Genomic DNA, 17,900 nt, shown 5'->3' on the forward strand with positions numbered 1-17,900 from the left:
GACTGACAAGGGTGGGGCGCGAATAGTAATGCTTCCTATTAAAGGCAGCAATCATTGCGATGACCCCGGGTTGCCGCTTTACATCTCAGCCTTGGCCAACATGCGCTTTTCAACCTGGCTGGCCCCGCCAAACCCGTAGCGTCGGGCAGTCAGTACACCGACCAGGCCCATCAGCGCGCAAAACACCACGCACACCCACGGGCTCCATGGCATCAGTGCGATCAGCAGCAACGGCGTAGTGCTGGCCCACAGTGCGTAGGCGATGTTGTAGGTGAAGGAGATCCCCGACACGCGGATCGGCGCCGGGAATAAACCGACCATCACCGACGGCACCACCCCGACAATCCCGCAGGTCAATCCGGCAAATGCGTAGGCCAGGCCAGGCAACGCCCACTGGCCCACCAGGCTGGCGTAGAGCAAGCCGATCCCCAGCGGCAGCAACAGGCTGTACAGCACGATGCTGCGCCATACGCCAATACGGTCGACGATCAACCCGGCCAGCACGCAGCCAATATTCAAAAACACGATGCCCAGACTGCTCAGGGCAAAGGTATGACTGGCGGTCATGCCAAAGCGCTGCTGCATCACGGTAGGCGTGATGACCACAAACACCACCACGGCACTGGTCAGCACACAGGTCAGCAGGGCTGCCGGCAACAATGAGGCGCGATGATCGCGCAGCACGGTGCGCAACGGGAACTCGGCCCTGCCCTCACGCTGGTCACGCAAAGCCAGGAACACCGGAGTTTCGCTGAGCCAGCGGCGCAGCCACACGCCAATCACGCCAAACACCCCTCCGAGCAGGAACGGAAAGCGCCAGGCGTAATCGAGGATTTCCGCCGGGGTGAACAGTTGCGCCAGCAATGTGGCTGTCAGTGCGCCCAGCAAGTAGCCGAACGTGAGCCCGGCCTGTAAAAAACCCAATGCATAACCACGGCGACCGGCCGGGGCGTGCTCGGCAACAAATGCCCATGCGCTCGGCACTTCCCCGCCCACCGCCGCACCTTGCAGAATCCGCAGTGCCAACAGGATCAAAGGGGCGAAATAACCGATCTCGGCGTAAGTGGGCATGATCCCGATCAACAGACAAGGCAGCGCCATCATCAGGATGCTCAGGCTGAACACCCGCTTGCGCCCCAGATGGTCAGCAAAGTGCGCCATCAGGATCCCGCCCAGCGGTCGCGCCAGATAGCCGGTCACGAAAATCCCGAAGCTTTGCAGCAGACGCAACCACTCGGGCATGTCCGGCGGGAAAAACAGCTGACTGAGGATCAGGGCAAAGAACACAAAAATGATGAAATCGTAGATTTCCAGCGCCCCGCCCAGGGCTGCAAGGCCCAGGGTTCTGTAGTCGGAACGGGAAAAGCGCACCGGTGTGGCTTGAGTATCAGCAGACATAAATAGGCTCAATGTGAACTGGACACGCCTATGTTGGCGCTTGCGGTCGAGGGCGCGAGCATAGCAAATCCTGGAGAAACCACCGGCAAAACCTGTGAGAGCGGGCTGTGCATCCGCCAGCCCTGCGGCAAGAAGGCGGTGAGCCTGACGACTTTAAAATGCTTCTCTTCCAGGGTGCGCTCGAAGCGCTTGCGCGTGCTTTTTCAACTGACGGCACCCGAATCACCCGACCTGCGTTTGTGATGCCTCAACACAAACCAGACCAATAGGCTCAATGCGCCGACGAGTGCAGCCGCTGTCAGTAAAACTACGCTGTGAGAGGCACTAAAAGCCTTTTGCCCCGCTGCAACGAGCTGCTGCCCCTGGATGCCTCCAAGACTGTTTGCGGCCACCAGCGTTTCACCAATAGACCGGACGGCTGTCTCGGCAATTGCTGTTGGAATGCCGTCAGGCAGGCGTATTGATTTTTCATAGGTGGATACGAGAAGAACACCGAAGACGGATATACCCAATCCGGTACCAAGATCGTAACTCGTGGCTTCAAGGGCTCCGGCAGAGCCAGCCTTCTCTATTGGAATACTGTTCATGATCGCCACCGACGATGCGGTTAAACCAATGCTGAGCGAGAGCCCCAAAGCCACCAGCATCACAACAACGGCTACCCCGCCGCTGCCCAAGTGTAAATGGGCCAACCCGAGCAGACTTGCAGCGGACACCAACAATGAGCAGCTCGCCACCCACCTGAGCCCAATTGCCCGAAGGATGACGCCTGCCAGAGGCCCACCGATTGCAGCCGCAATCATTAGCGGCATCATGAAAATACCGGCCTCCAGGGGTGTACGGCCCATGACGAACTGCAGTTCTTGAGCCAGCAACAATTCGAACCCGGCAAGCGCTCCCATTGTGACGACAGCCATGGCGACACCCGTGCTGACCGCCGGAATGGAAAAAAGGCTTAGATCAAGCATTGGGGTAGAGGTGTGAAGCTGTTTGCGCACAAACCAGACAAGCATCAGTGCACCGAATAAAAAGCATGCACCGGTTTCGATAAGGGAGCTGTCGGTCTTAAAGCCCGATTTGAGGGCGTAAACAGTTGCCATGACGCCCAGAATCAGAATCACGGACTGTCCGATGGTCCAGTTTCCATCGCCGACCACACTGCGTCGCGGTATGTAGGCAATGACTAACGGTATGACCAGGAGCATCACAGGCACGTTAACCAGGAAGACCGCTCCCCACCAGAAATGCTCAAGCAGTGCTCCACCCACCAAGGGCCCGATGGCGGCACCGGTGGAGGCAACAGCGCCCCAGATACCCAGCGCTACCGCTTGATCGCCCTCATCTTCAAAAGTTTGTCGAATAATCGCAAGGACGCTGGGCATGACCATGGCGCCGCCGAATGCCATGAACGCCCTTGCCCCGATCAACGCTCCAACATTGGGAGAAAAGGCGGCCAATACAGAACCGGCGCAGAAGATACCCAAACCAGCCAGCAGCATTCGGCGATGGCCAACTCTGTCCGCAAGCGTGCCCATGGGGATCAGCAGGCTGGCCATCAACAAAGGGTATATGTCGATGATCCACAGAATCTCGGTACCCGTTGCTTGCAGCGCAAGGGTGAGTGACGGAACCGCGACATGAAGAATGGTGTAATCCAGGACAATCGGCATAAAAGCCAGAATGACCGACATCAGGACCCACCAACGGTTCGCATGACCACTGGACAAAATAGATAAGCCTTTTTATCTGGATTACAGCACTTTAATGGTCAGCCTTTGAGGTCGCACAACATCCCCAAAGCCGTTTTTGCCCTGCTTGCGGCTCAGGGCTGGGCCGCGATGCTAACCGAAGCCCACCCATTTCCCTGCTGTTCAAATGTGAAGCTTTGTTAAGTCGCTGACTCGAACCAGGTCGATAGGAGCCCGCTCCGGAATATGGGTTTTGGCTTGCCCGGATCGGACACAATGGAGAGTCGGCACACGACGCTATGCTGATCGACAGCAGACAGCCGGCCTCCTGACTTTTGCAGAGCAAGATGTGGTTTTTTCGAGAAGGTTAGCTACAAAACACGAGAAGGCGAGAAGGCGAGAAACAACGGGCGGCTGATGAGACAGCGCCAGCCACTCAGGCTTGCGAGAGGATGCAATCCAGCAAGCCCGGGAAGCGCAGGTTGAGCTCCTGCGAGCGCAGTGAGTTCATGTGCGTGGTCCCGACATTTCGCGTCTGAACAAGACCTGAGTCGCGCAAGACCCGGAAGTGATGGGACATGCTGGACTTGGGTCGACCGCCATCCAGCTCGCCGCACGATGCTTCAGTGACACCCGCCAGATACCGGACAATCTCGATACGCACGGGGTCGCTCAGGGCGTAAAGCAAACGCTCGAGGATGAAGTCGGATGGAATGGGATGTTTGAAGGCACGCATGTGACGATGATAACGAAGGCTTTCAATGAATGCCATATTTCGAATACTATCGAACAAGCGAATCAATCTACCGGAGCCTGCACATGTCTGCCCTGTTCGAACCGTACACGTTGAAAGACGTCACCTTAAGAAACCGTATCGCCATTCCGCCGATGTGTCAGTACATGGCAGAAAACGGCATGGTCAACGATTGGCACTTGGTCCACCTGGCCAGCCTGGCAAGGGGCGGCGCTGGCCTGGTTGTCGTTGAGGCGACAGCCGTTTCTCCTGAGGGGCGTATTACCCCCGGATGCGCTGGCATCTGGAGCGATGCCCATGCCCAGGCTTTCGTGCCCATGGTAAAAGCGATCAAGGATGCCGGTTCTGTGCCCGGTATTCAGATCGCACATGCCGGTCGCAAGGCCAGCGCTAACCGTCCCTGGGAAGGCGATGATCACATCGCTGAGGGCAATCCGAATGGTTGGCAGACCCTTGCGCCCTCTCCTGTCGCGTTCGGCGCCAACCTGCCGAAAGTCCCCCAGCAAATGACCCTGCAAGACATTGCCCGCGTGCGCCAGGACTTCGTTGATGCTGCACGCCGGGCCCGTGATGCCGGTTTTGAATGGATCGAGCTGCACTTCGCGCACGGTTATCTGGGCCAGAGCTTCTTCTCGGAGCACTCCAATCAGCGCACCGATGAGTACGGCGGCAGCTTTGAAAACCGTAGCCGGTTCTTGCTTGAGACTTTGGCAGCTGTTCGTGAGGTGTGGCCAGAGAATCTGCCGCTCACTGCGCGTTTCGGGGTCATCGAGTACGACGGTCGCGATGAGCAAACGCTGACTGAATCGATTGAACTGGCGCGGCGCTTCAAGGACGGTGGGCTTGACCTGCTGAGCGTCAGTGTAGGTTTCACCATCCCGCAAACCAATATTCCGTGGGGCCCCGCCTTCCTGGGCCCGATCGCCGAACGGGTGCGTCGTGAAGCCGGTCTGCCAGTGACGTCTGCATGGGGCTTCGGTACTCCGCAACTGGCAAACGCCGCTATTGAATCTGGCCAGCTGGACCTGGTGTCTGTGGGCCGGGCTCACTTGGCTGATCCGCACTGGCCGTACTTTGCAGCCAAAGAACTGGGCGTTGAAAAAGCCTCCTGGACACTCCCCGCGCCCTACGCCCATTGGCTTGAGCGCTACAGATAAGTTGCCCCGCAAATGCCGCGCTGTTGGCGGCATTTGTACCCGGGCACCCGTTCTCATCTCTCAGGGGCGGCGCGCACCTCAACTATTTGTCGAGTTCACTCTCAAGCTTCAATGCTCGTTTCCAGCTGTCCAGTGCAGCCAGACGTTGCAGGTATGCCTGCAGATGCGGGTATTGCGCCCCTGACTTCATCTGCTCGACCACCGTGAGGGCAACAAAGGCCAGCATGAAGTCAGCCCCTGACAATGTGTCTCCCACGATAAAAGTTCTGTTCGCAAGCACACTGTCCAGAAACCCCAGGACCTTATCAAACTCAGTCCGGGTATAGCCGTCCAGGAACTTCAACTGAGTCCCTGCATTGACCTCAAACTGGGTAAAGAGCTTAAGGAGCACCGGCACCATCGCCGAGCTTTCCGCAAAGTGAATCCATTGCAGGTACTGAAGATAATCCGGTGAACTGAACGCAGGTTCCAGCCGGGGTGCGAACCGGCGGATCAGGTATTCGACTATGGCGCCGGATTCCACGAGTACGTGTCCGTCCAGCTCAATCACCGGTGACTTGCCCAGCGGGTGAATGTTTTTCAGTGAGGCCGGGGCGAGACGAGTGGCAGGATCACGCTGGTAGCGAATCAGGGTGTAAGGCTCTCCAATTTCTTCAAGTAACCAAAGAATACGCAGCGATCGGGACGCGTTGAGGTGGTGAAGTGTGATCATGAAGACTCTCTCTAATGAGGGGGACACCCGTAGCTTGCGAACTTTTCAACAAGCCCGGGCGCCGTCAGCGGTTACTTCAATTGGGCGACAAGTGCTTTGGCAACGCCTTCAGAACTCGCAGGGTTCTGACCCGTGATCAGCTTGCCATCCTCAATGACAAAGGGGGCCCAGTCCGGACCTTTTTCATAAAACCCGCCCAGGCTTTTAAACTCATCTTCGATCAGAAAGGGGACGACATCGGTCAGCTCAACGGCAGCCTCCTCACCATTGGTGAACCCGGTGACTCGGCGACCTTTAACCAGCGGCGCGCCGTCAGCGGCCTTCACATGACGCAGGGCCCCAGGCGCGTGACAGACAAAACCAATGGGCTTGCCGGATCGCTCGAAGGACTGGATCAGCTCAACAGACGTTTTCGACTCGGCCAGATCCCACAGAGGACCATGGCCGCCAGGGTAGAACACGGCGTCAAAGTCTTTGCTGCTGACGGTCTCCAGCTTGACGGTGTTCGCCAAAGCCCGCCGGGCGTCAGGATCCGCGTTAAAACGGTGGGTCATGTCTGTCTGGAAGTCCGGCAATTCACTCTTTGGGTCCAGCGGTGGCTGACCACCCGCTGGCGACGCCAAAACCACCTCGGCCCCTGCATCCTTGAAGACGTAGTAAGGCGCTGCGAACTCTTCAAGCCAGAATCCTGTTTTCAAGCCCGTATCCCCGAGTTGATCGTGGGACGTTAGAACCATCAGAACTTTCATGTCTTAGCCCTCATTGCTGCGGTTTGGCCTTTGGCAACGTGATCTGCCTTGAGCGTATGCTGGATGCACTGTCTGGACTATGTACGACCACCGTTTGTTGAATACGTGCAACGAGGAAAGCCGAAACTCAAGGACCGTGAATCAGTGAGCCCCGGCGGCGCGCAGCACGTGAGCGATAGCGGTCTGGCCGCGCTTTTGCGCGTGTTGCAACGGGCTCACGCCCTTGTCGTCAGGCAGGTTCAAGTCGGCGCCGGCCTCAATCAGCTGGCTGACAATCTCTTGATGTGCCGGCCCGCCGTCAGAGAGCACTATGGCTTCCATCAAACAGGTCCAGCCCAGACGATTTACATGGTTTACATCAACGCCTGCCGCGATCAGCAGGCGCACCGTTTCAACATGGCCCCGCTCACACGCCGGGATCAAGGCTGTGCCGCCATAGCGGTTGGTGCTCTTCAGATCGGCACCATGGGCCAGGGCAAGCTTGAGGATTTCATTGCGCCCACTTGCCCCGGCCAACAGATAAGGGCTGTCCTGGATCAGGTTCTTCTGGTTAACGTTGGCACCGGCCTCGATCAATGCCCTGGCGATGTCTATCTGGTTCGCACTGGTTGCAAGCAGCAGCGCACTGCTGCCATCAATCGCACGATCGTCGAGCTTGGCACCTTCAGCGATCAGGTGCTGCACCCTGCCCAGCTCACCGTCCCTCACGGCGGTGAGCAGTGTCTTGTCGTTTGCCATCACCACTCCAGTCATCAACAGTGCGACCGTCAACAGGCCGTATTTAAGTCTCCGGGAACCCATGTCACGTCCTCATATCAACCCCATGAACAACCAGTATGGTCATGGCGCCAGGTATTCTGAAATTAAACAGGCGCGTGCTTTCCAGTGGCTTTGTGCAGGGGGTACTGATGACTAAAAGTTCTTTTTGTAAATTTTCCCGCCTTTCATGATCATGCTGATGTTGATGTCCGGGTCTTCCAGAAACCCCAGGCTTACCGTGGGATCGCCCTCGACAACCAACAGGTCTGCCAATGCACCTGCCTCTATCAGGCCAATTTTTCCGGGATAAGGGTTGCGCGCTCCCGACATACCCAAAAGCGCTCCATTCATCTTTGTCGCCATGTTCACTACGTCGTGTGCGGCGTAAAACCGGGTCAATTTTGCAAGCTGTCTTCCCTGACTCGGCGTCTTTTGCGGATTAAACAAAATGTCAGTCCCCCAGGCAGTTTTTATGTTGAAGCGCTGCGCAAACTCATAGGCTCTCGCGGTGCCCTCAGCCACCACACGCTGACGCTCACGCCTTACAGGATCAGGATAAACATTGGCATCTTCATCTTGCAGAAAAGGCTGAAGACTCCACCAGATGTCGTTGTCTGCCATCATGCGCACGGTTTCCTCATCAGCCAGTTGACCGTGTTCGATCGATTTCACACCGGCTCGAATGGCACGCTGAATACTTCTGGGCGTGTACGCGTGCACCATCACATAGGTGCCCCAATCGGCAGCGGCTTCAACCGCCATTCTTAATTCTGACTCCATAAACTGGGTGCTATCGAGATGATCATAAGCAGAGGCGACGCCGCCACCGGCCATCAATTTCAACTGTGAGGCCCCGAGCATGAGCTGCTCTCTTGCCCGCCTGAGTACTTCGGCATCACCATCGGCTATGGCGGCAGCACCCAGCTGTTCAGTAACACTCAGCGGCCTGAGTGAACTGCGAGGAATCTCGGATCGCATCCTGAAATCACCGTGACCTGACGTCTGTGAAATCATGGCGCCCGAAGGGAAAATACGAGGCCCTGTAATAACGCCCTCATCAATTGCACGCTTCAATGCAAACGAAGGTCCCCCAGGATCGCGCACCGTTGTAAATCCACGCATCAAGGTACGTTCTGCTTCGCGGGCGGCAATTAGATGGATATAGCCTGGATCTGCACTCATCGCGTCAAGTTGAGTGATGCCCGCTAAAGTAGTGTGCCAATGCGCATCAATTAATCCCGGCATCACCACCCTTCGACCGCAATCTATAACAACGGCACCTTCGACATCAGTATTGGCGGGTAAAAGTGCGTCGATCACCCCGTCCTTGATCAGGATGCAGACGTTATCGTCGAGCACAACGCTACCGTTAAATAAGCGAATATTTTTGAGCAATAGAGTGCTTGCGGACGATTCAGCGTTAGCACCTTGCCCTGAAGGACTTACGCAACGTGCATCAGAAAGCTGTGCGACCTTGGGCTTGATGCTGCTGTAGACGTCACGCCGAGACAGATCGAGCATCATCCTCTCGTGAAAATCCTGTATGTCCGGCGAACTGCAGGTGCACCTGTCATGCACTTCAAGCTCAACACGATGACTGGGTGTAAAGCGCGAACTACCCGCTGCAGATTTATGCCTCATATCGAGCTTTCCGTAAGCATTTTCAGGAACAGAGACTATAGGTCGAATTAAAAACACTGATCGAAAAACGGGATGCTTACTGAAATTCCTTGGCTACGAGGCTCAAGGATCGGGGAGCGGTTAATCCTCCCCGATAGGGTTCTGTGCAGGAGGCATGCCTGGCCGGCATTGCAATGCACCATTATTGCGCATCAGGTAAAACAGTTTCGCACACACTTAGCTAGCTAACTAACTTGAGCATTGATACATTGCCGCCCGTCAGGTTGATGCCTGACACTCTCTTTGGTTGAGATTTTTGGCCATTACCCGATCCCCATGACGGTAATGGCCTTTTTTACGCCTGCTCCCTCCTCGCCCCCTCTCAGAGCCATCCCAAGTGGTGGACCCGCCCAACCTGAACTACGCTGGCAGCCCAAACCATCACAAAGGTTGGGGACTTTATGCAGTTGGGTAAAAAGATTTCAAAGCTGGAACAACTGAGCTGCAAATACAGTCGCTGGATTCATGCCACCCGTATCAGCCTGGCGTTTCTGATTACCTTTGTCGTCATCCGATATTTCAAACTCGACGGCGCCTCCTATGCCCTGATTACCATGCTGATCGTGATGGGCCCACAACCTTATTGGGGCAATGTCTCGTCACGGGCAGTGCAACGTACCGGCGGCACAATCATCGGCGCGCTGTCGGGCCTGATCGGGTTGTACCTGGAAACCTATTCATTCCCCCTCATGCTGCTATGGTCCGCAGTCCTGATGTTTATCGCCGGTTACCTGACCCTTGGCAAACGCCCTTATATGGCCTTGCTGATCGGCGCAACAGTGGCGGTGGTCAGCTGCGCGCCGCCCAATGACATGGAATCGGCCATAACCCGCAGTATTTATGTGCTGGCCGGCTCCTTGCTGGCGATGGTGTACACCAGCATCTACCCGCAACGGGCTTACACCGACCTGAGGATCAAACTCAGCGCAAGCCTGAGCCAGATCAACACCCTGTATGCGGCGTACTTCTCGCCAAGGGTGCCCGAGCGACCGGACATGGATGATCAGCTAAAGGACGAGCTGGATGCGATCATCAAATTGCGCAACTTGATAGCCCCTGCCAGCAACGAGACCAACCTCAAGAAAGAAGTGTTCGAGTCCCTGCAAACCCTGCACCGCAACTTGTTGGCAACCATGACCCTGATGATCGATGCGTACTGGTCTTCACGGGAAAGCCATTTGCTGATCGAAAGCGAACCGGCCTTGAGCGGCCTTCACCAGTTGATCCCCCAGGCACTCGAGTCGTTGCAGAACAAGCTGTGCATGGATATTTCAAACAATCAGATCAGTGGTGAGCTGCGCCAGAAAACCCAGGACTTGAATGATCTGGTACTCAAAAGCCTTGAAGGCAAGATCACCGAAACGCCGTTTTATGCCTATGTCTGGCTGAGCTTGCAAATGCTCAAGCAGCTCACTGACTTCAATGACCAGCTGCATACCGCGCTTTATCACAACGGCCACAGGCACTTGTTTAAAGACGGCAAGCTGCCAGATGAAAAGTAACCCTTGGCCGCCCCTCTGAACGGTGCTTTCAAGGGTGGCTGTGCCACGTGCATGCCTGTGCACACAGCCCTCAAAAACACTGAATCAAGCACTGCAAGACGTTAATTTCGAGACTTCTAAGACTAATTTAGATGACTTATCGCACTAAAGGTGAGGAATTAACCTACAAAAAACGGCGTTTCAACACTCAGAAACGTCGCTATCAGCCCTTCATTAATGACTGTAACTATCTGTTTTATATAGATTTATTTGCAAGGATAGCAATTAATCAATCGTGTCAACCGCCTCAATACCTCCATTCCTTATCGCCTGGCCTGCTGGAAATTATGGTCTAGGCTCTGGTCGCGCCCGTCTTAAAGGATTTGAACGGTTGAGCCTTATGAAACGACAACCTGCTCCAGACACTACTCCCCAAAGCCAACGAGCCTTCGCACATAAGAAACGTGTGAAGTGTTTTTGCATGCGCGCGCGCCTGACCGACACTCCAGAACATTAATTTTTACCGCACTGTTGATAGGAGGGCTTATGCAGCTCACCCCCAGAGAAGTCGAAAAGCTGATGATTTACACCTTGTCGGACGTGGCATTCCGACGTAAGGCTCGCGGCTTGAAATTGAACTATCCAGAGGCTGTTTCAATTATCACCGTGACCGCAATGGAAGGCGCACGGGACGGCAAGTCGGTGGAGGATGTGATGCAGTTAGCCGCCAAAGTACTGACCAAGGATGACGTAATGGAAGGCGTCAGCGACTTGATTCCCAACGTTCAGGTAGAAGCGATTTTCACCGACGGCAGCCGCCTGGTTACGGTCCACGACCCGATCAAGTAACCGCTTGCCTTAAACCCGGTTAACGCAAGACAGCCACGTGTTGAGGAATCCGTCATGAGCACTAAAGAAACAACTAAAGAAACATCAGGTCCGCACCAGGACACTCACCCGAACCACAGCATCCCCCACGCCAAAAACCCCGGCGGCGTACACAAGGGCAATGAAGCCGATGTACCTCTGGGCGGCACCATCTACGCCAGCACGCCAATCACGTTCAACGAAAACCGTCCTGTCACCAAAGTCAAAGTGCGCAACACCGGTGACCGCCCGATCCAGATTGGTTCGCACTTTCACTTCTTCGAAGTCAACCGTGCACTTGAGTTCGACCGTACCGCTGCCTTTGGCAAGCGCCTGAACATCTCGTCCACCACCGCGATCCGCTTCGAGCCAGGTGATGAAATTGAAGTGCCGTTGGTTCCCTTCGGTGGCAAGCAAACCCTTTACGGCTTCAACAACCTGGTCGATGGCTGGGCACCGGACAAGCTCACCAGCAACCATGAGCGCCCGGAAAAACTGCAAGCCATTCAGCGCGCGCGCGATCACGGCTTCAAGTTCTCCGAGCCGTCCAAGCCCGTCAACGACAAGTAACCACCGCATTCTCATTTTTTGCATACGCGCCGTCGAGCCATTGACGCATGCGCGGCATTAGAAAGGAGCCACCGATGCCAACCATTTCACGCAAAGAATACGCAGGGCTGTTCGGCCCGACCACGGGCGATAAAATCCGCCTGGGTGACACCAACCTGTTTGTCGAGATCGAAAAGGACTTGCGCGGCTACGGAGACGAGTCTGTATACGGCGGCGGTAAGTCACTGCGCGACGGCATGGGGGCCGACAACACCCTGACCCGCGACAACGGCGTACTGGACCTGGTGATCACCAACGTCACCATCATCGATGCGATCCAGGGCGTAATCAAAGCCGACGTCGGCATCCGTGACGGCAAGATTGCCGGTATCGGCAAAAGCGGCAACCCGAGCACTATGGATGGCGTGACCCCAAGCCTGGTGGTGGGTGTGAGCACCGACGCCATCTCCGGTGAGCATTTGATCCTGACCGCTGCCGGGATCGACACCCACGTTCACCTGATCTCGCCACAACAGGCCTATCACGGGCTGTCCAACGGCATCACCACCTTCTTTGGCGGCGGCATCGGCCCTACCGACGGCACCAACGGCACTACCGTGACCGCTGGCCCGTGGAATATTCGCCAGATGCTGCGCTCGCTGGAAGGGCTGCCGATCAACGTCGGCATGCTCGGCAAGGGCAACTCCTTTGGCCGCGATCCGCTGGTCGAGCAACTGATTGCCGGTGTTGCCGGTTTCAAGGTTCACGAGGACTGGGGCGCAACCTCCAACGCATTGCGCCATGCGCTGCGTACTGCCGACGAGTTTGACGTCCAGGTTTCGGTTCACACCGACAGCCTGAACGAATGCGGTTATGTCGAAGACACCATCGATGCCTTCGAAGGTCGCACCATTCACACCTTCCACACTGAAGGCGCCGGTGGCGGTCACGCCCCCGACATCATCAAGGTGGCGAGCCAGAGCAACGTGCTGCCGAGTTCGACCAACCCGACCCTGCCCTACGGCGTCAACAGCCAGGCCGAGTTGTTCGACATGATCATGGTCTGTCACAACCTCAACCCGAACGTACCGGCTGACGTGTCGTTTGCCGAAAGCCGGGTGCGCCCCGAAACCATCGCCGCCGAAAACGTGTTGCAGGACATGGGCGTGATTTCCATGTTTTCCAGTGACTCCCAGGCCATGGGCCGGGTCGGTGAAAACTGGCTGCGGGTGATGCAAACCGCCCACGCGATGAAAATCTCACGCGGCAAACTGCCGGAAGACAGCCCTGACAACGACAACTTCCGTGTGCTGCGTTACGTGGCCAAAATCACCCTCAACCCGGCCATTACCCAAGGCGTGAGCCACGTTCTGGGTTCGGTTGAAGTCGGCAAGATGGCCGATCTGGTGCTGTGGGATCCGCGCTTCTTCGGCGCCAAACCGAAGATGGTCATCAAGGGCGGCATGATCAACTGGGCCGCCATGGGCGACCCGAACGCGTCCCTGCCAACCCCGCAGCCAGTGTTCTACCGCCCGATGTTCGGGGCGCAGGGCAAGACCTTGCAGGACACCTGCGTGACCTTCGTGTCACAGGCCGCGTTTGATGACGGCGTCAAGGAGAAAGCCGGGCTGGACCGTCAGGTCATGGCGGTACGCAACTGCCGCAGCATCTCCAAGAAGGATCTGGTGCGCAACGACCAGACGCCGCACATTGACGTTGATCCGGAAACCTTCGCGGTGAAAGTCGACGGTGTGCACGCCACGTGCAAACCGATCGATGTCGCCACCATGAACCAGCGTTATTTCTTTGGCTAACGCCTGAACGGGCAGCCACCGGGGATGGATTGATTCCCGGTGGCAAACGCCCGGCAAATGATTCAGGGAAGGAGTTTGCGACGTGATTTTGATTGAACACATTCTGGGCAACGCCAAGAAAGATCCGAGCTGGAAGCAAAAACTCGAAGGCGCCAACGTCGACCTTCTGGTGCTGGACCAACGTGAAGCGCAAAAAAGCCGCTGCCGTCGCACCAGCCTCGGCGGGCTGGACCTGGGTATCTCGCTGGAGCGCAACGTGGTGCTCGGCGACGGGGATATCCTGCTGTGGGATGAGGCCACCAACACCGCCGTCGTGGTGCAACTCAACCTGCGCGACGTGATGGTGATTGACCTCAAGGAGCTTAAACAACAACCCCTGGACGTACTGATCAAGACCAGTTTCGAGCTGGGCCACGCCCTGGGCAACCAACACTGGAAAGCCGTGACCAAACACAACGAGGTGTATATCCCCCTCACGGTCGAAACCAAAATGATGGACTCGGTGATGCGCACCCACGGCTTTCAGCACCTGCCGTACGCCTTTGTCGCCGGCGCTGAAATCCTGCCTCTGCTCACCACCTCCGAGGCGCGCCTGCTGTTTGGCGGAGCCGAAGAAACCGACACCCACGTTCACGTCGCCAGCCCGCAAGACAAGCTGGAGGCTGCCGCCCTGAAGATCCAGGGCGTACACAGCCATGACGCGCACAGTCACAGTCACGACAACGGCCATTCGTTTCACAGCCATAAGCACTGAACCCGGCAGAAGGCGCTTTGATGAACGCATCAGATCTAATTCGCATCATGCAGTTTGGCGACTCCGTATTGCCAGTCGGTGCCTTTTCGTTCTCGAACGGCGTGGAATCCGCCATTCAGAAAGGCATCGTTCACGATGTCGCGACCCTCAAGGGCTTTGTGCTCACCGCGCTCAAACAAGCGGCCAGCTGTGATGGCATGGGCGTCGTCGCCGCTCACCGGGCATGCGTCGCCGATGACCGCGACGGGATTTTGCGCGCTGATTGGGCGGTCAATAACCGCAAGCTCAACGAAGAAAGCCGGTTGATGGCCACGCGCATGGGCAAAAAACTGGCCGAAATGTCGATCCATGTCGTCGAAAAACCCTTGGTGCGCTGGTGGCTGGAACAGATCAAGGCCGGCAACGCGGCAGGCACCTACCCCGTCACCCAGGCCGTGGTGATGTCGACCCAGGGCATCGGCGCCAGGGAGGTTGTGGTGATGCACCAGTACGGTGTCGCCATGACCATTCTCAGCGCCGCCATGCGCCTGATGCGGGTCACGCACCTTGACACCCAGCACATCCTGTTCGAGCTCAACCACGACATTGAAGCCTTCTGCGATATCGCCGAAATCGGTGATATCGATCAGATGTCCTCCTATGTGCCGATTGTCGATGTGCTTGCCGCCGTCCACGTGAAGGCCCACGTGCGGCTGTTTATGAACTGATCCACTTGAATCAACAGCGCCGGCCTGTGTCGGCGCTCAATCAGCTTCAATTCTTGTTAAGGAACGCATCGTGAAAAAGATTACTCGCATTGGTATTGGCGGCCCGGTCGGTTCAGGTAAAACCGCGATCATCGAAGTGATCACTCCGATCCTGATCAACCGTGGCTACAAGCCGTTGATCATCACCAACGACATCGTGACCACCGAAGACGCCAAGCAGGTCAAGCGCACCCTCAAGGGGATCCTGGACGAAGACAAGATCCTGGGCGTCGAGACCGGTGCCTGCCCGCATACGGCGGTGCGTGAAGACCCGAGCATGAATATTGCAGCGGTCGAGGAAATGGAAGAGAAATTCCCCGACAGCGACCTGATCATGATTGAAAGCGGCGGCGACAACCTGACCCTGACCTTCAGCCCGGCACTGGCCGACTTCTACATCTACGTGATCGACGTGGCCGAAGGCGAAAAAATCCCGCGTAAAAACGGCCCGGGCCTGGTGCAGGCTGACATCCTGATCATCAACAAGATCGACCTTGCCCCCTATGTGGGCGCCAGCCTGGATGTGATGGAGAGCGACACCAAAGTGGTGCGCGGCAACCGCCCGTATATCCTGACCAACTGCAAGACCGGCCAGGGCATTGAAGAACTGGTGGACATGATCGAACACATGTTCCTGTTCGCACAGAAACCGGCGGTCAAAAGCGAGGTCACTGCATGACATCGCAGAGCCTGAACATCGTGAACACCCCGTCACGGCTTCGCGCTCACTCATTAGGCACCGATGCGCCGGAGCTGTCGCAGTACCAGGACGAACCACCGCAAATGCAAAGCGGTGTCGAAGGCAAAAGCGGCTACCTGCGACTGGGCTTTGAAAAGCGCGGCAATCGCAGCGTACTGGCAGATATGGAGCGGCGTGTACCGTCGCTGGTGCAACGGGCATTGTACTGGGACGAAGAAATGCCCGAGCTGCCCTGCGTCACCATGATTTCGACCTCGGGCTGCGTGCTGCAGGGCGACCGTCTGGCCACTGACGTCAATGTCGGGGTGGGTGCCTGCGGGCACGTCACCACCCAGTCAGCGACCAAAGTGCATTCGATGAATGCCAACTATGCCTCGCAAATCCAGTGTTTGCGGGTCGAGGAAAACGGCTATCTGGAGTTCATGCCCGACCCGCTGATCCCCCATCGCAATGCGCGGTTCATCACCGACACCCAGATCAAGATCCACCCCACGGCGACGGCGATCTACTGCGAAATCCTGATGTCGGGGCGCAAGTACCACCATGCCGATGAGCGATTCGGCTTTGACGTGTACTCCTCACGGGTATCGGCCGAAAACCTTGAAGGCCGCGAGCTGTTTGTCGAGAAGTACATCCTGGAGCCAAAGAAGGAAAGCCTGGACGCCATTGGCGTGATGCAGACCTTCGACGTGTTCGGCAACGTGGTGCTGCTTACCCCCAAGGAGCATCACGACCGGATTGTGGCGCGCATTCCGGCGCTGTTCGACATGCCCGCGGGGCTGGCCAGCGGCGTCACCCGCCTGCCGAACGACTGCGGCCTGATCTTCAAGGTGCTGGGCAATGACAGCGGTGAGGTCAAGGCACAAGTCCGCGAGTTCTGGAAAGTCGCCCGCGAAGAAATTCTGGGCCTGACACTGCAGCCGCAGTTTCTCTGGCGGTAGCTATGTAGCCTCGAGTTGTTCGTCAGCGGCTACAGAAAAATCAACCGTGGGAGCGAGCCTGCTCGCGAAGGTTGTTCGCGAGCAGGCTCGCTCCCACTGGGGGACATTGCATTATCAGGGCGGCTCTTGGCCGAATGCACAATTGGGAGAGTCAATATGGAAGCTGCATCCAAGTGGACACAAGTGGCGAGCGGCAACGTCGTCCTTGAATTTATTGACGTCACGCTGCGTGGTTGTGCCCAGGTGATGTTCCAGAACAACCCCCTGACCGGACTGCTGTTTTTTGCCGCGATCTTTGTGGGCGCCTATGGCGAAGGCAACTCGGCGGTCGCCTATGGCAGCGTACTGGGGACCGCCGTAGCGACCTTTACTGGCCGAAAACTCAGAGACCAGACGTCATGGAAGGCCGGCCTGTACGGCTATAACGGCTGCCTCGTCGGCGCTGCCTTGCCCACGTTCCTGGATGTCACGCCCGTCCTGTGGATGTGCATCATCCTGGGCAGCATAGTCTCGGTGATCGTCACCATCTGCATCGCCGACATTCTGAAAACCTGGAAAGTCGCCGCCCTTACGGCGCCCTTTGTTCTGGTGACCTGGACCATGCTGCTGGCCAGCTATGCCTTTGGTGGCCTGAACACCAGCGCCCTGCCCGTGCCCAACCTGCCCCACGACCTGGTCGCGTACAACAGCAGCCTGTTTGACGGCATCGACCTGTTCAAAAGCACGTTTTACGGGATCTCCGAAGTGTTTCTGATCAGCACGGTGATCGGCAGCGTGCTGTTTCTGGCCGGGTTGGCAGTGTCGTCGTTGTGGGCCGCCGTATTCGCCCTGCTGGGCTCGCTGCTGGCGGTGCTGGTCGCCGTGGTCTTGCAGGCCGAGCACGCCAGCATCAACAACGGCATGTATGCATTCAGCGCCGTGCTGACCGCCATCGCCCTGGGTTCGACCTTCAACAAGCCCAGCTGGCGTGTGCTGACTTACACCCTTATCGGCGTGATCTTCACTGTATTTGTGCAGGGTGCCTTGAATACCCTATTGGCCCCGGTGGGTATCCCGACCCTGACCATGCCGTTTGTACTGGCCTCATGGTTATTCCTGGTGCCCAACAAAGATGTGATGCCGGTCCACCGCCAATAACTTTAATCCTGTGC

Annotated in this window: 16 protein-coding genes and 1 pseudogene; 10 read left to right on the forward strand and 7 right to left on the reverse strand. The window is 56.9% G+C overall.

The window, feature by feature from the left end; genetic code table 11:
* Positions 1–78: 78 nt before the first annotated feature.
* From BLW11_RS18450 to BLW11_RS18460, 3 genes are all read right to left on the reverse strand, one after another.
* A complete protein-coding gene (locus BLW11_RS18450; protein WP_048360984.1) occupies positions 79–1,398 on the reverse strand; it encodes an MFS transporter in 1,320 nt (439 codons plus the stop codon).
* A gap of 203 nt (positions 1,399–1,601) precedes the next feature.
* On the reverse strand, positions 1,602–3,089 hold the full coding sequence (locus BLW11_RS18455; protein WP_048360983.1) for an MFS transporter: 1,488 nt from the start codon (positions 3,087–3,089) through the stop codon (positions 1,602–1,604).
* Positions 3,090–3,522: 433 nt separating this feature from the next.
* Complete coding sequence (locus BLW11_RS18460; RefSeq protein ID WP_088500160.1) at positions 3,523–3,822, reverse strand: ArsR/SmtB family transcription factor; 300 nt, start codon at positions 3,820–3,822, stop codon at positions 3,523–3,525.
* Between the two features lie 83 nt (positions 3,823–3,905).
* Here BLW11_RS18460 and BLW11_RS18465 point away from each other — a divergent pair, with 83 nt between their 5' ends.
* A complete protein-coding gene (locus BLW11_RS18465; protein ID WP_048360981.1) occupies positions 3,906–4,997 on the forward strand; it encodes an NADH:flavin oxidoreductase/NADH oxidase in 1,092 nt (363 codons plus the stop codon).
* An 82-nt stretch (positions 4,998–5,079) separates the two neighbouring features.
* Here BLW11_RS18465 and BLW11_RS18470 read toward each other — a convergent pair whose 3' ends face one another.
* From BLW11_RS18470 to BLW11_RS18485, 4 genes are all read right to left on the reverse strand, one after another.
* Positions 5,080–5,709: a glutathione S-transferase family protein gene (locus BLW11_RS18470; protein ID WP_048360980.1), complete on the reverse strand. Its 630-nt coding sequence runs from the start codon at positions 5,707–5,709 to the stop codon at positions 5,080–5,082.
* Between the two features lie 71 nt (positions 5,710–5,780).
* Positions 5,781–6,458, reverse strand: coding sequence for a type 1 glutamine amidotransferase domain-containing protein (locus BLW11_RS18475; RefSeq protein ID WP_048360979.1), 678 nt, complete (start codon positions 6,456–6,458; stop codon positions 5,781–5,783).
* Between the two features lie 141 nt (positions 6,459–6,599).
* Positions 6,600–7,259 (reverse strand): ankyrin repeat domain-containing protein, encoded by a 660-nt coding sequence (locus tag BLW11_RS18480; RefSeq protein WP_048360978.1) that lies wholly within the window; start codon positions 7,257–7,259, stop codon positions 6,600–6,602.
* Between the two features lie 111 nt (positions 7,260–7,370).
* Entirely contained in the window at positions 7,371–8,738 is a 1,368-nt protein-coding gene (locus BLW11_RS18485; RefSeq protein ID WP_241486150.1) for a metal-dependent hydrolase family protein, read from the reverse strand.
* A 560-nt stretch (positions 8,739–9,298) separates the two neighbouring features.
* On the opposite strand from BLW11_RS18485, the gene BLW11_RS18490 reads away from it, so the two are divergent.
* From BLW11_RS18490 to yut, 9 genes and pseudogenes are all read left to right on the forward strand, one after another.
* Entirely contained in the window at positions 9,299–10,399 is a 1,101-nt protein-coding gene (locus tag BLW11_RS18490) for an FUSC family protein (RefSeq protein ID WP_048360977.1), read from the forward strand.
* 525 nt (positions 10,400–10,924) lie between these two features.
* Complete coding sequence (locus tag BLW11_RS18495; protein ID WP_048360976.1) at positions 10,925–11,227, forward strand: urease subunit gamma; 303 nt, start codon at positions 10,925–10,927, stop codon at positions 11,225–11,227.
* A gap of 54 nt (positions 11,228–11,281) precedes the next feature.
* Positions 11,282–11,695 (forward strand): annotated as a pseudogene (gene ureB, locus BLW11_RS18500) (urease subunit beta); the annotation flags it as partial.
* 194 nt (positions 11,696–11,889) lie between these two features.
* Positions 11,890–13,608: an urease subunit alpha gene (locus tag BLW11_RS18505; protein WP_048360974.1), complete on the forward strand. Its 1,719-nt coding sequence runs from the start codon at positions 11,890–11,892 to the stop codon at positions 13,606–13,608.
* Between the two features lie 82 nt (positions 13,609–13,690).
* Entirely contained in the window at positions 13,691–14,362 is a 672-nt protein-coding gene (locus BLW11_RS18510; RefSeq protein WP_048360973.1) for an urease accessory protein UreE, read from the forward strand.
* 20 nt (positions 14,363–14,382) lie between these two features.
* Positions 14,383–15,069, forward strand: coding sequence for an urease accessory protein UreF (locus tag BLW11_RS18515; RefSeq protein WP_048360972.1), 687 nt, complete (start codon positions 14,383–14,385; stop codon positions 15,067–15,069).
* 70 nt (positions 15,070–15,139) lie between these two features.
* On the forward strand, positions 15,140–15,787 hold the full coding sequence (gene ureG / locus BLW11_RS18520; RefSeq protein WP_048360971.1) for an urease accessory protein UreG: 648 nt from the start codon (positions 15,140–15,142) through the stop codon (positions 15,785–15,787).
* A complete protein-coding gene (locus BLW11_RS18525) occupies positions 15,784–16,749 on the forward strand; it encodes an urease accessory protein UreD (RefSeq protein WP_048360970.1) in 966 nt (321 codons plus the stop codon). Before ureG ends, BLW11_RS18525 begins: the two co-directional genes overlap by 4 nt.
* Positions 16,750–16,905: 156 nt before the next feature.
* The gene (yut, locus tag BLW11_RS18530; RefSeq protein ID WP_048360969.1) at positions 16,906–17,886 is read left to right on the forward strand and encodes an urea transporter; all 981 of its coding nucleotides are present in this window, start codon (positions 16,906–16,908) and stop codon (positions 17,884–17,886) included.
* The last annotated feature ends 14 nt before the right edge of the window (positions 17,887–17,900 follow it).

Origin of the sequence: Pseudomonas deceptionensis (assembly GCF_900106095.1) — a bacterium.
Taxonomy (GTDB): Bacteria; Pseudomonadota; Gammaproteobacteria; order Pseudomonadales; family Pseudomonadaceae; genus Aquipseudomonas; species Aquipseudomonas deceptionensis.